Here is a 14,320-nt window from a genome sequence, read left to right as displayed (position 1 = left end):
AAGCCTGGGTGCCGACAGCAACGAACCATTTACGCCCGCGGCGGAGTCGGTCCCTCAGCGGTTCCGGCGCACGCCGAAGACGATGTCCTCCCAGGCCGGGATCCGGGCGCGCGGGTCGTCGGTCTCGCCCTCGCCCAGCCGGCCGAGCACCACGGTGTCCTGGGTGTCGGGGTCGACCTCGTCGTGCACGGCGTGCTGCGGTGCGGCCGGGTGCTCGAGGTCGCCGGCGAGCTCGTCGTGCTGGGTGCCGTCGGCCGGGACGACGTCGTGCGCCTCGTCGTCGGGCAGCTGGCCGTCGGGCAGTTGGCCGTCGGGCAGCTGGTCGGCGGTGTCCAGGTCGTCGGCGTCGGTCAGCTCGCCGCCCCGGAGCACGGCGACCCCGCGCCGGGAGATGGGCGCGGCCGGCAGGCCGGCGGGGACGTCGGGGACCACGCGCACCAGCCGGGTGCCCTCGGCGAAGTCCATGGTCGTGGCGTCCACCGGGGTGACGGTGCGGGCGGGCAGGTCGTAGCTCCACCGCGTGGTGCCGGACTTGTGGCCCGCCCGCCAGTCGGCGCGGACCTGCCAGGTGCCGTCCTCGGTGCGGTGGGCGTCCCAGCTGACCGCGTCCAGGTCGGCGCCGAGCAGCCGCAGCCGCTCGGACATGAACTGCTCCAGCGGGACGCTGGGGACGCCCTCGGACAGCCGGACGCGCGCCTCGCGGGCCTGCTCGGCGACCCGGATGCGCTCCTGCAGCACCGGGTGGGCGAAGCGCATGATCCGCTCGACCCGCGTGCCGGAGGACTCCGCGACCTGCTCGGGGGTCTCCCCGGCGCGGATCCGGGCCTGGATCACCCGTGGCGGCAGGTCCGGTGCCGGGGCGGGCGGGGCCGGGGCGCGGTCCGGCCCGGCGAGGGCGGACCGCAGCTCGTCGTCGACCGGCAGCTCGAAGCGCTCGCCGTCCTCAGCGGGGTCGGTCTGGTCGGGCGCGTCCGCGGCCAGCACCAGGCGCTTGCCGTCCGCGGAGAGCGCCACGAGGCGCAAGGAGCGCATGGGGACGACCTCCAGCAGGGTTCGGTGCGGGTCCGGGATGGGAGACGGACCAGCGCCACGCTATCCGCGCCGCCGTGAGCTGCACCCGCCGACACGCCCGGTCCGGCGCGTCGCCTCGACAAGGGCCGCCGGGAGGCCCCCGGCGATCGCGGGGGCCCGGTCGCCGCCGCTCGCGGGAGCCACCAGAATGGTCACCTCGGCGATCCCGGACCCTCCTCGGGTCGTCCGCAGACACCCGGGGAGGACGGCGGGACAGACGGCCGGCGCAGTGCGGCGCCGCACCAGGAAAGGGGAGGGGCGCTCGTGTGCGGCATCTCGGGTGAGGTCCGGTTCGACGGCGGGGTGGCCGACATGGCCGCGGTCGCCGCGATGTGCGACCAGTTGCAGCGGCGGGGCCCCGACGGGTCCGGCGGGTGGCAGGCCGGGCCGGTGGCCCTCGGGCACCGCCGGCTCAAGATCATCGACCTGACCGACGCCGGCGCGCAGCCGATGGTCGACGCCGAGCTCGGTCTGACCATGGTCTTCAACGGGATCATCTACAACTACAAGGAGCTCCGCGCCGAGCTGCAGGGCGCCGGCTACCGCTTCTTCTCCACCTCCGACACGGAGGTGGTGCTCAAGGCCTACCACCGCTGGGGCGCGGCCTGCGTCGAGCGCTTCCTCGGGATGTTCGCGTTCGTGGTGGTCGAGCGGGACACCGGCCGGGTGGTCATGGGCCGGGACCGCTTCGGGATCAAGCCGCTCTACCTCAGCCGCGGCCCGGGCCGGTTGCGGTTCGCCTCGTCGCTGCCCGCCCTGGTGCGCGCCGGCGGCGTCGACACCAGCATCGACCCGGTCGCGCTGCACCACTACATGTCCTTCCACGCCGTCGTCCCGGCGCCGCGCACGATCCTGGCCGGGGTGGGCAAGCTGCCGCCGGCGACCGTGCGCACCTACGAGCCGGACGGGCGGGAGTCGGACTGGGAGTACTGGCGCCCGGTGCACGAGCGCCGGGCCGACCTGGCGGGCCTGCGCCCGGAGGAGTGGCAGGAGCGGGTGCTGGAGTCGCTGCGCGTCGCGGTGCGCCGGCGGATGGTCGCCGACGTCCCGGTCGGGGTGCTGCTCTCCGGGGGCATCGACTCGAGCCTGGTCGTCGGACTGCTGGCCGAGGAGGGGCAGCGCGGGCTGGCCACGTTCTCCATCGGCTTCGAGGCGGTGGGTGAGCGCAGTGGCGACGAGTTCGTCTACTCCGACGTCGTCGCCGAGACCTTCGGCACCGACCACCACCGGCTGATGATCCCCAGCGCCGACGTGCACGCCGGCCTGGACGGCGCCATCGGGGCGATGGCCGAGCCGCAGGTCAGCCACGACGCCGTCGCCTTCTACCTGCTCTCCCAGCAGGTCAGCCAGCACGTGAAGGTGGTGCAGAGCGGCCAGGGCGCCGACGAGGTGATGGCCGGCTACGACTGGTACCCGCCACTGGACGGCGTCCCGGCCGACCAGGCCGTCGAGGCCTACTCCCGGGGGTTCGTCGACCGCACCCACGACGAGCTCGCCCAGCAGCTGTCGGCACGCTGGCTGACCTCCGAGGACGTCAGCCGGGCGCTGATCGCCGAGCACTTCGCCCGGCCCGGTGCGGACACGGCGCTGGACAAGGCGCTGCGGCTGGACTCCACGATCATGCTGGTCGACGACCCGGTGAAGCGGGTGGACAACATGACGATGGCCTGGGGCCTGGAGGCCCGGGTGCCGTTCCTGGACCACGAGTTCGCCGAGCTCGCCGCGGCGGTCCCGCCGGAGCTCAAGCTGCTGCACGGGGGCAAGGGCGTGCTCAAGGACGCTGCCCGCAAGGTGATCCCGGCCGACGTGATCGACCGGCCCAAGGGCTACTTCCCGGTGCCGGCGATCATCGACCTGCACGGCGACTACCTGGAGACGGTGCGCGCTGCGCTGCACGCCCCGGAGGCCCGCGAGCGCGGCCTGTTCCGCCCCGAGTACGTCGACCGGCTGCTGGCCGAGCCCAACGCGCACCGCACCACCCTGGGGGCCAACCAGCTCTGGCAGGTGGGCCTGCTGGAGCTGTGGCTCCAGCGGCACGACATCTCCTGATCCGCGGGGCGGCTCCCGGGAGGCCGGGACACCTCCTCGACACACCGCTGGTGCACTCTGGCAGCGGCCTGCCGAGAACTGAGCCGTCCACGAGGAGGTGCGATGACCGATGTCCTGCGGTCGCCCGGTCTGTCCACCGAGGTGCGCCTCGCGATCGCGGAGATCGCCGCCGCTGCCGGCGCCTGGGTGCCGGCGCTGTCGCCGGCCGCGGACCGGGTGGCCTACGTCAGCGACCGCTCCGGGCTGCCCCGGCTCGAGGTGGCCACGCTCGACCAGCAGACCCCGCCGGCCGTGCTCTCCGGGATCGACGAGGAGGTCGTGTCGGTCGCCTGGTCGCCGGACGGTGAGTGGATCGCCTACCTGGTGAGCCCCGGCGGCTCGATCTGTGCCCAGCTGTGGGTGGTGCGCCCCGACGGCACCGACCGCCACCTGGTCGCGGGGGAGGACCCCCGGGCCACCGTGTTCGCCGGGGGCTGGACGGCGCCGGGGCACTACGTCTGCTCGATCGCCCCCGGCGACGGGCCGGACGCCGACGTCGTCCTGGTCGACGTGGTCAGCGGCGCCCGCCGCACCCTGGCCAGTGGCGGGTTCCTGGCGGTCACCGCGGTGTCGGCCGACGAGCGCACCGTGCTGGCCCGGCGTGGCCCGCGCGGCCACCGGCACGTGGTGCTGGTGGACGTCGCCTCCGGGGTCCAGCGCCGCGTCGTCCCGCTGAGCGCCCCGGGTGGCGCGGCGTCGGAGGACGGCCGGTTCGCCCCCGACGGCAGCGCGGTCTACCTGCGTGCCGCCCTCCCGGGCCGGCCCGGGGTGCCGCGCAGCGACCGCACCGGGCTGGTCCGGGTGCCCCTCGACGAGGACCGGGTGCCCGGCGCCGGGCAGGTGCTGGTCGCCCGGACGGACGCCGACCTGGACGCCTACGCCGTGCGCACCGACGGGACGGCGCTGTGCGTCTGGAACGTCGACGGCGTCACCGAGCTCGACCTGCGCGACCTGTCCAGCGGTGAGCTGGTCCGGGCCGTCCCGCTGCCCGAGCCGGTGATGCCCGGCTGGTCACTGTCGGCCGACGGCGGGCTGCTCCTCGCCGAGCTGACCGGCCCGACCGCGCCCCGCTCGCTGTGGTCGGTGCCGCTGGACGGCACGGGGGAGGCGGTCCCGCTGCCGTCCTCCCCGCGGCGACCGGACCCGCACCTGCTGGTCACCCCGGTCTGCCTCCGCTACCCGGCCGCCGACGGCATGGAGCTGGACGGCTGGCTGTACACCCCGCCCGGCGTGCACGGCCCGAACCGCACGGTGGTGACCTTCCACGGCGGCCCGGAGGGGCAGGAGCGGCCGGCCTTCAACCCGGTCGCCCAGTCGCTGGTCGCCGCCGGGCTGACCGTCTTCGCGCCCAACGTGCGCGGGTCCGGCGGGCACGGCCGGGCCTTCATGGCCGCCGACGACCTGGCCGCCCGGGAGTCCTCCTTCGACGACGTGGTGGCCACCGTCGACCACCTGGTGGCCGAGGGGATCGCGCTGCCCGGGCAGGTCGGGGCGCACGGCTGGTCCTACGGCGGCTACCTGACCCTGGTCGCGCTCACCCGGTGGCCGGACCTGTTCGCCGCCGGCGCGACGCTGGCCGGGATGAGCGACCTGCGCACCTTCTTCGCCGGCACGGAGCCGTGGATGGCCGCCGCCTCGGTGACCGAGTACGGCGACCCGGTGACCGACCGGGAGATGCTCGCCGCGATCTCGCCGATGACGGCGCTGGACCGGCTCACCTCACCGGTGCTGCTGACCCACGGCGACCGGGACACCAACGTGCCGGTGCTGGAGTCGGTGCAGGCACACCAGGAGCTGACCGCGCTCGGCGCGCCGGTCGAGCTGCTGCTGCTGCGCGGCGAGGGACACACGATCGTGGGACGGGACAACCTGCTGCACCTGTCCGAGCGGGTGGCCGAGTGGTTCGATCGCTGGCTGTGAGCCAGCGATGACCGGTGCCCCCGGCGTGTTCGCCCGTTACCCCGGCACCGTCCGGGACGAGGCGGTCGACCCGGACGGCGCGGTGCGGCCGGCGTACCGGGCGGTCGCGCAGGTGCTCGAGACGCTGGGCGGGGCCGGGATCGCCGCGGTCGCCGATGCGGTGGCCCGGGAACGGCGGCTGCGCGGGGTGGTGGTGGGGGACCACGTGGACGGCCGGCTGCAGGAGCGGCCCCTCCCGCTCTGCCCGGTCCCGCGCGTGCTGACCGCCGGGGACTGGGCCCACCTGGCCGCCGGGGCCGAGCAGCGCACCCGGGCGCTCAACGCCTTCCTCGCCGACGTCTACCGGCCGGCCGGACGGCGCCGCAGCGATCCCGACCGGCACCCGGAGGTGGTGCGGGCCGGGGTGGTGTCCGCGGCGGTGATCAGCGCCAGCCCCGGCCACCGCCCGTCCGCCGTCGGCCTCGCCGGGCCGGGGCAGCGACGGGTCACCGTGGCCGCACTGGGGGTGCTGCGCGGCCCCGGCGGCTGGCTGGCGGTCAGCGACGACCTGAGCGCCCCGGCCGGCCTGGGGCACGCGCTCAGCAACCGGGAGAGCAGCCGGACGGCGCTGCCCCGGCTGCACGCCGCCGCCGACGCCGACGGGCTGGTCGACCCGGCGACGGCGGTGCCGCTGCTGCGTGCCGCCCTCGCCGACGCGGCGCCGCGGGAGTGCACCGGCGCCCCGCGGCTCGCCCTGCTCAGCGGCGGGCCGGGGGAGCCCACCTGGTTCGAGCAGCGGCTGCTCGCCGAGGCGCTGGGCGTCCCCGTGGTCACCCCGGGTCAGCTCTGGCCCGGGCTCGACGGCGGGGTCGTCGCCCACGTGGACGGCGAGCGGCTGCCGGTGGACGTGCTGTACCGGCACCTCGACGAGGCCGAGCTCGCCGCGCACGTCACCCCGGCGGGCGCCCCGTTGGACGTGCTGGTCGCCGAGGGGGTGCGCGCCGGCCGGTTGTCGGTGGTCAACGTCCCGGGCAACGGCGTCGCCGACGACCCGGCGCTGTACCGCTGCGTGCCGGAGATGATCCGCTTCTACCTGGGCGAGGAGCCGGTACTGGCAACGGTGCCGACCTGGGTGCTCGCCGACGACCGGGACCTGGCCCAGGTGCGCGACCGGCTGCACGAGCTGGTCCTCCGGCCGGTCGACGGGTACGGCGGCCGGGGGCTGGTCTCCGGCCCGCTGTGCTCGGCGGCCGAGCTCGCCGAGCTGCAGGCCGAGGTGCTCGCCGCCCCGCACCGGTTCGTCGCCGCCGAGCCGGTGGACTGCTCCACCGTGCCCACGGTGGTGGACGGGTCGCTGGTGCCCCGGCGGGTGGACCTGCGGGTGTTCACCGTCGCCGGGCGCACCACCCGGGCGCTGCCCGCGCCGCTGACCCGGGTCGCGCCGGCGGCCGGCGCCCAGCTGGTCGGGTCCGGCCCGGGCAGCGCCACCAAGGACACCTGGCTCCTGGGCAGCTGACGGGCTGGTGGGGCCCGCCCGCGGGGCCCACGACGCGCACAGCGTGTCATGGGGGGCGATGGGGTTCTTCGAACCGGTCTGGCCGCGCATCAAGGCCGACCCAACCAACTAAAGGTAGCCCAGTCCCGGCCCATCCTAGGAACGCGTTGACGAGGCCCAGGACTGATTGGCGACGTAGGACGCGAGTGGTCGGTCGGGGATGGCTACTGCGGCGTGCCATGTCGCCAGACAACCGCTCTAAGCCTAGCCTAAGCGGGTAGCCGGGACGTTCGAGCGGGAATTGGTGAGGCGCGGGATGGTAGCCGAGGTAATAGCTCTGTCTGTCGGCAATACTGTGGCCAAGTGGGTCTTCAAGCTCTGGGTTGGCTCAGATGATCTTGCAGACGCTTCCTCCGATATAGGATCGCTCGTCGCCCAGCATGTTCCTGGACTCCTGAGTGCTCGAAAGACAAGCCGTCAGTTTGATCGTCTCGCGGAATCGATCAGCGAAAGGCTTGAGCCACTCTTGGCGATTGAATTCCGCGGCCTCAAAGAGAATGAGCAGGAGGCTGCCATTCTTGCGTTGAATGAAACGCTAAGCCGCTCTCATCTCAGTGTTGAAGAGCTGCTCAAGGCGGATTTGAATGCTAATCAACTAGAGAGTGTCTTGCGCGCCAACGCGCCAGACGTCGCCAGTCGGGCCATGCTGGCCGAGTCGGCCGTTCAATATTATGACTTACTCTTGGCCGAATCCTGCACGTTCATCTGCCAAGCCGCGTTGAGCCTTCCCAACTTTGCCAGCGCCGCCGCGAAGCAGATGATGGAACGCGAGTCAGACATACTGGACGTGATGTCTGCGGCGCTTGACCGGCTGCCAGTTCCTCGGGTTCCCGAATCCTGGGGTGAGGGCGGCGAAGATGCCCGCTTCGAAAACAAGTACCTACAGTCCCTGGTGACCCGCCTGGACGTCCTAGAACTCTATGGTGCGAGCCTAGACGCCGATCGCCGGCAGTACCCTCTTTCGGTTGCATACATTTCCCTTACCGCGTCTCAGGGGGCTGCGGACGTAACGCAGGGGAGGAGTCGGATCGATCTCGAGGCACCGCTCGGCGACTTTGAAGGAAGCGATGAAGCCGATGACGTCTCGCCGGCGCGGGACAGAAACTGGATTCTGGATGCAGAGTCGGTGCGAGTTGACGCTGCCCTTGGTGGGTCCACGCGTGTCCTAGTTGGCGGACAGGCGGGTTCGGGCAAAACAACACTCCTGCAGTGGCTGGCCGTCACAGCCGCCAGGAACGCATTTGCCGGTCGCCTTGAAGACTGGAACGGAAAGATTCCTTTCCTGGTTCGCCTTCGCCAGTTCAGCGAGGAAGATCTTCCAACTCCGGATCAACTGATCTTCAGTGCAGTTCCCAACATTGCCGAGGTGATGCCGCCTGGTTGGGTGCACAGAGTCCTGGAGTCGGACCGGGCGCTACTGCTCGTTGATGGAGTCGATGAACTCTCTGAGGAGCGCAGGGATGTAGCCCGACGTTGGCTCGAGGAGCTCATCCTCGATTATCCAACAGTCCGAGTCGTTGTCACGTCGCGTACCACCGCGATCAGCAAAGAATGGCGTGAGTTGAAGGGATTCGCAGGGACGGAACTCCTTCCCATGGATCTCGGCGATATGCGCGCTCTTATTTCCCATTGGCACCGTGCTGCTGCCATTGACATCGTCGACCCTGTCATGCTGAGCCGCATCCGGCTGGCTGAGACCAGCATGCTAGCAACTGTCCGAGAGAATGCAGCGATAAGAAGCTTGTGTACAAGTCCTCTTCTGTGTGCCCTCATCTGTGCACTACATCGCGACAGCACTAACAAGCTTCCCGAGAATCGCGTGGAGTTGTATGAGACTGCTCTTAGAACCCTCCTGATCAGTCGCGATGAGGAGCGGGACGTTACGTATGGACGGCGACAGGGGCTCAACTTTGCCGCACGCAAGTCATTACTCAGAGACTTTGCCCTCTGGCTTCTCGAGAACGACGCGTCGGACGCTACTGAGGAAGTCTTTAAGCGGCACGTCGAGCGAGGTCTGCGTCAGTTGACGCATGTCAAGGCTGATGCGGAAGCTGTGGCAACGGAGTTACTCCAGCGAAGTGGGGTGCTGCGGATGCCGGTCGAAGGTCGCGTCGACTTCATACATAAGACGTTCCTTGAGTACTTGGCTGCAGAAGCGCTCGTCGAGGACGAGGCTATCGACAAAATCGTACTGGAAGCGCATCGCGATCAATGGCGCGAAGTGGTGATTCTTGCCGCGGGACATGCCCCGATTGCTCAGCGTGAGCGGCTATTGAACGGGCTGATCGATCGCGGAGACGCTGAGCCGGCCAATCTTCATCGCTTGTACCTGCTGGCTGTTGCCTGCCTGGAAACAAGCTACCGTCTCTCTGAGAACATTGTCCAAAGACTCGAGTCGTGCCTTGCTCGGGTGATGCCACCTGCAAACATGACAGAAGCTGCAGCTGTCGCTTCCGCGGGAAATGTTGCTGTGCCTCAGTTGACTGCTCACATGTCTCGTGCGCTTGAAGCTGCCGCATGTGTTAGGGCTCTCAGCCTCATTGGTACGGAGGAAGCCTTGCTCGCCCTTCGTCAATTCTCCGCTGACTCGCGAGTCACCGTGACGCGCCAGCTGATCAGGGCCTGGACGCAGTTCGATCCAGAGCGTTACGCGGAAGAGGTGCTCGCCGACTCGCCGCTCGACCGGGGGTACCTCAAAATCACAGATCCGGAATTACTGCCGTTGACTCGGCATATGAAGCAGCTCGAGCGCGTCTATCTAGACTGTCCGGGCCGCTGGGACTCATTCGAGATTGTCGCTGATTACCCTGTTGTTACAGGTCTGGATGCAAGCTTCTCTAAGAACTTGACTGATCTGAGTAGTTTGCGGCGGCTGGTCAATCTGCGAGTTTTAAGCGTGCGCGCATGTTCCAATCTAGTCTCCACGCAGGGGCTTGAGGCGCCTGCTCTTCGGACGTTCGACGCGGGTGGATCCGCGAATCTCGCGGACTTGTCAGGTCTCTCCAGTGACTGGTACAACACGATCCACCTATCAGGTACGGCCGTGTCCGACCTGGCGCCGATCGTGCAGGTTCCGATACGTCGTCTAGTTCTCAGTCACATGCCATTCCTCACACATCTAGAGGCGAATATGAAAGTTAGTGAACTTGTGTTAGGCAATTGTCGTGAGTTGAGATCGTTGGATGTACTTGGGGGTTGGCAGGGGCTTGGTTCGCTGCAGATATTCGGATCGGTCGGTGATGTTGAACCGGTGTTCGTCCCGGATTCCGTAATGGAACTGTTCGTATCCTCAGCGACGACGGGCGGCGTGATCAATCGAATGCGGCTCGGATCGGGACTAAAGAGGATCATCGCATCTGGTGTAACCTCCTCATTCGTCGACCAGCTGGCTGGTCTTCCGAGCCTGACGAGTGTGACCCTGTATGACGCTGAAGAGATATCGGATGTGGTCAGGCTAGCGACTTCTCCGTCTCTTCAGGTCTTGACTCTGACTAGCGGCCTTAGGGAGAAGTGGATGTCAAGCGGTTTGTCACTTCCGGGTTTCACGGAAGTTGGCCGATCCCGGCGTGGCAACATGACTTTTACTCGGACGTAGGTTCCAATGAGGTTGGCTAGCGCGTGTCTATCAGGTGCGTGACCAGGCGAGGACAGCAGCCAGCACGACGCCGCCACGGTAGATGAGGGCGTGTTTGTCGTAGCGAGTGGCCAGTCCGCGCCACTGCTTGAGCAGGGGCAAATGAGCCATCGACGACGGTGCGCTTCTTGTAGAGACGGTGCGCTTCTTTAGAGCTCGCGGTAGTAGCTGACCGGCCGGCCGCCCTTGCTGCCGCGGCGGGCGCGGTGGCCCTGCTGCTCGCGGGGCTCGGGGACGATGGCGACGATCGCGCGGGAGCGCAGGTGGGCTCGAATGGCCTTGAATAAGTAGGCGTGATCGGCCAGCAGCGCGGTTAGTCGGGTGCGAGGCCGACCCGGTGTGGATTGAGCCACGCGGATGCTGGCCAGGCGCGGCAGGCACGCGGGTGCGTCGTCGGCCTGACCGGCGCAGACCAGGATCGACAGTGGCCGGCGCGACCGTCGACGGCGTGGTGGACCCTGGTGGACAGGCCACCGCGGGAGCGGCCGATGCTGTGATCAGGGGGCTCGGCCAGCGACCTGGTGCTGGCTCCGAGAACCTGTGTCATGTGGTTCGCCGATGCACATCCGTGGGAGCCTCGATTCGCGGCAGGTTGGTGGCGTGCTTGTGCGTGCGGTTGACCGTGGAGTCCACCGATACGGCGGCCCAATCGACGTCACCGGCGGCATCAGCGTGCGCGATCACCGCGGCCAGCATCTAGTCGCGCGTGCTATCCGGGGAAACCGGGCGTGCCGCTTCCACGCCTTCTGCCAAGCCCCGAACCGCTCCGGCAGATCACGCTTGGCGACTCCGCACCAATAGCGGTGTTCAACGCCCATCACCGCCTGTCGGTGATACCGGTGATGCCGCGACCGGCCCGTCACATGCGGCATCAACGGCTCGATCGCCGCCGACTGACTACGACTCGGCTGCGAACGAACGGCCACCGGATCGAGATCCCGCGCCGAAGACAATCAACTTGGGAGACACGCTCTAGAGCTGGCCGACGACGTGTTCGATGCTGGCGGTCAGCGCGCTGACGTCGTCCGGGTCGATCGCCGGGAACATGCCCACCCGCAGCTGGTTGCGGCCCAGCTTGCGGTAGGGCTCGACGTCGACGACCCCGTGCGCGCGCAGCACCTTCGCCACCGCCGCGGCGTCCACCGCGTCGTCGAAGTCGATGGTGCCGACGACGTAGGAGCGCTGCTCGGGCTCGGTCACGAACGGCGTCGTGTACGACGTCTTCTCCGCCCACTCGTAGAGCCGGCGGGAGGACTCCTGGCTGCGGGCCACCGCCCCGGACAGGCCGCCCAGGCCGAGCATCCAGTCGATCTGGTCGGCCAGCAGGAACAGCGTGGCCACGGCCGGGGTGTTGTAGGTCTGGTCCTTGCCGGAGTTGTCGATGGCGATCGACAGGTCCAGGAAGCCGGGGACCCAGCGGCCCGAGGCCTTGATCTCGGCCACCCGCTCCAGCGCCGGCGCCGACATCAGCGCCAGCCACAGCCCACCGTCACTGGCGAAGGCCTTCTGCGGGGCGAAGTAGTAGACGTCGGTCTGGCCGACGTCGACCGGCAGGCCACCGGCCCCGGAGGTGGCGTCGACGAGCACCAGGGCATCGGGGTCGATGCCGGCCGGCCGGAGGACCGGGGCCATCACGCCGGTGGAGGTCTCGTTGTGCGCCCAGGCGTAGACGTCCACGCCGGCCTCGGCGGTGGGCAGCGCCAACGAGCCGGGCTGGGCCTTGGCGATCACCGGGGCGTCCAGGAACGGTGCCTCGGCCACGCCGGAGGCGAACTTGGCGGAGAACTCGCCGTAGCTGCCGTGCGCGCTGCGCTGCCGCACCAGGCCGATGGTGGCGGCGTCCCAGAACGCCGTCGTGCCGCCGTTGCCGAGCACGACCTGGTAGCCCTCGGGCAGGTCGAACAGCTCGGCGAGCCCCTCGCGCACCCGCTTGACCAGGCCCTTGACCGGCGCCTGGCGGTGCGAGGTGCCCATGACGGCGGCGCCGGAGGTGGCCAGCGCCTGCAGGGCCTCCGGCCGGACCTTGGACGGGCCGCACCCGAACCGGCCGTCGGCGGGCAGCAGGTCGGTGGGGATGGAGATGCTCATGCTCGTCGTCCTCCGGTCGGTCGCGCGGCCCCGCTGCAGGGCCCGCCGCGAGCGTGCGAGTGGTGGGGGCAGCGGGGTCCTTCAACTACTGGATGGTGTCCCAGCCCTCGACGTCCTGGGGCTTGCGGGGGGCGGGGCCGACGTACCGGGCGGAGGGGCGCACCAGCCGGCCGGTCTGCTTCTGCTCCAGGATGTGCGCGCACCAGCCGGCGGTGCGCGCGCAGCTGAACATCGAGGTGAACATGTGGCTGGGCACCTCGGCGAAGTCGAGCACCACCGCGGCCCAGAACTCGACGTTGGTCTCGATCGGCCGGTCCGGGCGGCGCTCGCGCAGCTCGGTCAGCGCGGCCTGCTCCAGGGCCAGGGCGGCCTCGAAGCGCGGGGCGCCGAGCTCCTCGGCCGCGCGGCGGAGCACCCGGGCGCGCGGGTCCTCGGCGCGGTAGACGCGGTGGCCGAAGCCCATCAGCCGCTCGCCGGAGTCCAGCAGGCCCTTGACGTAGGTCTCGGCGTTCCCGGTCTGCTCGACGCCGTCGAGCATGTGCAGCACCCGGGACGGGGCGCCGCCGTGCAGTGGACCGGACATCGCCCCGATCGCGCCGGAGAGCGCCGCGGCGACGTCGGCGCCGGTGGAGGCGATCACCCGGGCGGTGAAGGTCGAGGCGTTCATGCCGTGCTCGGCCGCCGACGTCCAGTAGGCGTCGACCGCGGCGACGTGCCGCGGGTCGGGCTCACCGCGCCAGCGCACCATGAAGCGCTCGACGATGGTGGAGGCCTCGTCGATCCGCTTCTGCGGCACGGCCGGGACGCCGATGCCGCGGGCGGACTGCGCGACGTAGGACAGCGCCATGACCGCGGCGCGGGCCAGCTCGTCGCGGGCCTCCTCGTCGGAGACGTCCAGCAGCGGCCGGTAGCCCCAGATCGGGGTGAGCATGGCGAGCGCGGCCTGCACGTCGACCCGCACGTCGCCGGTGTGCACCGGGATGGGGAACGGCTCGGCCGGCGGCAGCCCCGGCCCGAACTGGCCGTCGACCAGCAGCGCCCAGACGTTGCCGAAGGTGACCGTGCCGACCAGGTCCTCGATGTCGACGCCGCGGTAGCGCAGGGCGCCGCCGTCCTTGTCCGGCTCCGCGATGGTGGTCTCGAAGGCGATGACGCCCTCCAGGCCCGGTACGAAGTCGTCTGCCATCTCGCATGCTCCTCTGCGCGCGGGTGGGGACGGACGCCGGTCAGCGCACGACGAGCCACAACTTAGGCGGTCGCGGGGCGCGGAGGGCACCCGGGCGGGCGGTCACCCGGCGGTGCGCGGTGCAACGGTGACAGCATGAGGGAGTGCCCGACCTGATCCGCATGCGCAGGGACTACGACGACAGCGGCTTCGGGGAGGAGGGCCTGGCCCCCACCTGGGTCGAGCAGTTCGACCGGTGGTTCGCCGACGCCGTCGCCGCCGAGCTCCCCGAGCCCAATGCCATGGTGGTGGCGACCGCGGACGCCGACGGTGCCCCCGACGCGCGGGTGGTGCTGATGAAGGGCTACGACGCCGACGGGTTCGTGTTCGGCACCAACTACGCCTCGGCGAAGGGCGCCCAGCTCGCGGTGAACCCGCGCGCGGCGCTGGTGTTCCCGTGGCACGCCCAGCAGCGGCAGGTCCGGGTGACCGGCGCCGTCGAGCGGATCGGGCCGACCGCCTCCGACCTGCTCTGGGACCCGCGGCCACGCGGTTCGCAGCTGGCCGCGGCCGCCTCGATCCAGTCGACGGTGGTGGAGTCGCGGGAGCTGCTGCGCACCCGGGTGGCGGAGCTGGACGCGCAGACCCCGGCCGGGCAGCTGCCGCGGCCGGAGAACTGGGGCGGCTACCGGGTCGTGCCCGAGCGGGTGGAGTTCTGGCAGGGCGGCCATGACCGGCTGCACGACCGGCTGGTGTTCGTGCGCGATGACGAGGAAGGCGGCGGCTGGGTCGTGCAGCGACTCGCCCCATGAAGGACCCC

At 70.2% G+C, this 14,320-nt stretch carries 10 protein-coding genes; 5 read left to right on the top strand and 5 right to left on the bottom strand.

Annotated elements, in window-relative coordinates; translation table 11 throughout:
- Positions 1–54: 54 nt before the first annotated feature.
- Positions 55–1,032, bottom strand: a complete 978-nt coding sequence (gene sepH, locus HLA93_RS01230; RefSeq protein WP_222192397.1) for a septation protein SepH — start codon at positions 1,030–1,032, stop codon at positions 55–57.
- A 303-nt stretch (positions 1,033–1,335) separates the two neighbouring features.
- Here sepH and HLA93_RS01225 point away from each other — a divergent pair, with 303 nt between their 5' ends.
- The 4 genes from HLA93_RS01225 to HLA93_RS01210 all read left to right on the top strand — a co-directional run bounded on the left by HLA93_RS01225 (position 1,336) and on the right by HLA93_RS01210 (position 10,208).
- Positions 1,336–3,120, top strand: coding sequence for an N-acetylglutaminylglutamine amidotransferase (locus HLA93_RS01225; RefSeq protein ID WP_222192396.1), 1,785 nt, complete (start codon positions 1,336–1,338; stop codon positions 3,118–3,120).
- Between the two features lie 102 nt (positions 3,121–3,222).
- Complete coding sequence (locus tag HLA93_RS01220; protein WP_222192395.1) at positions 3,223–5,079, top strand: S9 family peptidase; 1,857 nt, start codon at positions 3,223–3,225, stop codon at positions 5,077–5,079.
- 7 nt (positions 5,080–5,086) lie between these two features.
- Entirely contained in the window at positions 5,087–6,574 is a 1,488-nt protein-coding gene (locus tag HLA93_RS01215; protein ID WP_222192394.1) for a circularly permuted type 2 ATP-grasp protein, read from the top strand.
- A gap of 295 nt (positions 6,575–6,869) precedes the next feature.
- Positions 6,870–10,208, top strand: a complete 3,339-nt coding sequence (locus HLA93_RS01210; protein ID WP_306433267.1) for an NACHT N-terminal Helical domain 1-containing protein — start codon at positions 6,870–6,872, stop codon at positions 10,206–10,208.
- A gap of 188 nt (positions 10,209–10,396) precedes the next feature.
- On the opposite strand, the gene HLA93_RS01205 is transcribed toward HLA93_RS01210, so the two are convergent.
- The 4 genes from HLA93_RS01205 to HLA93_RS01190 form a co-directional block, all read right to left on the bottom strand.
- Positions 10,397–10,600 carry a hypothetical protein gene (locus HLA93_RS01205; protein WP_222192392.1) on the bottom strand — a complete coding sequence of 68 codons (204 nt, stop codon included), beginning with the start codon at positions 10,598–10,600 and terminating at the stop codon, positions 10,397–10,399.
- A 190-nt stretch (positions 10,601–10,790) separates the two neighbouring features.
- Complete coding sequence (locus HLA93_RS01200; protein ID WP_222192391.1) at positions 10,791–10,943, bottom strand: hypothetical protein; 153 nt, start codon at positions 10,941–10,943, stop codon at positions 10,791–10,793.
- Between the two features lie 276 nt (positions 10,944–11,219).
- Positions 11,220–12,335 carry a phosphoserine transaminase gene (gene serC / locus HLA93_RS01195; protein WP_222192390.1) on the bottom strand — a complete coding sequence of 372 codons (1,116 nt, stop codon included), beginning with the start codon at positions 12,333–12,335 and terminating at the stop codon, positions 11,220–11,222.
- Positions 12,336–12,420: 85 nt separating this feature from the next.
- Positions 12,421–13,521 (bottom strand): citrate synthase 2, encoded by a 1,101-nt coding sequence (locus tag HLA93_RS01190; RefSeq protein WP_222192389.1) that lies wholly within the window; start codon positions 13,519–13,521, stop codon positions 12,421–12,423.
- A 143-nt stretch (positions 13,522–13,664) separates the two neighbouring features.
- Between HLA93_RS01190 and pdxH the strand changes: the two genes are divergently transcribed.
- A complete protein-coding gene (gene pdxH, locus HLA93_RS01185; RefSeq protein ID WP_222192388.1) occupies positions 13,665–14,312 on the top strand; it encodes a pyridoxamine 5'-phosphate oxidase in 648 nt (215 codons plus the stop codon).
- Positions 14,313–14,320 lie beyond the last annotated feature (8 nt).

This window comes from Modestobacter italicus (genome assembly GCF_019799965.1).
In the GTDB taxonomy this organism is placed as follows: Bacteria; Actinomycetota; Actinomycetes; order Mycobacteriales; family Geodermatophilaceae; genus Modestobacter; species Modestobacter italicus_A.
This window is presented reverse-complemented; position numbering and strand designations above follow the sequence as displayed.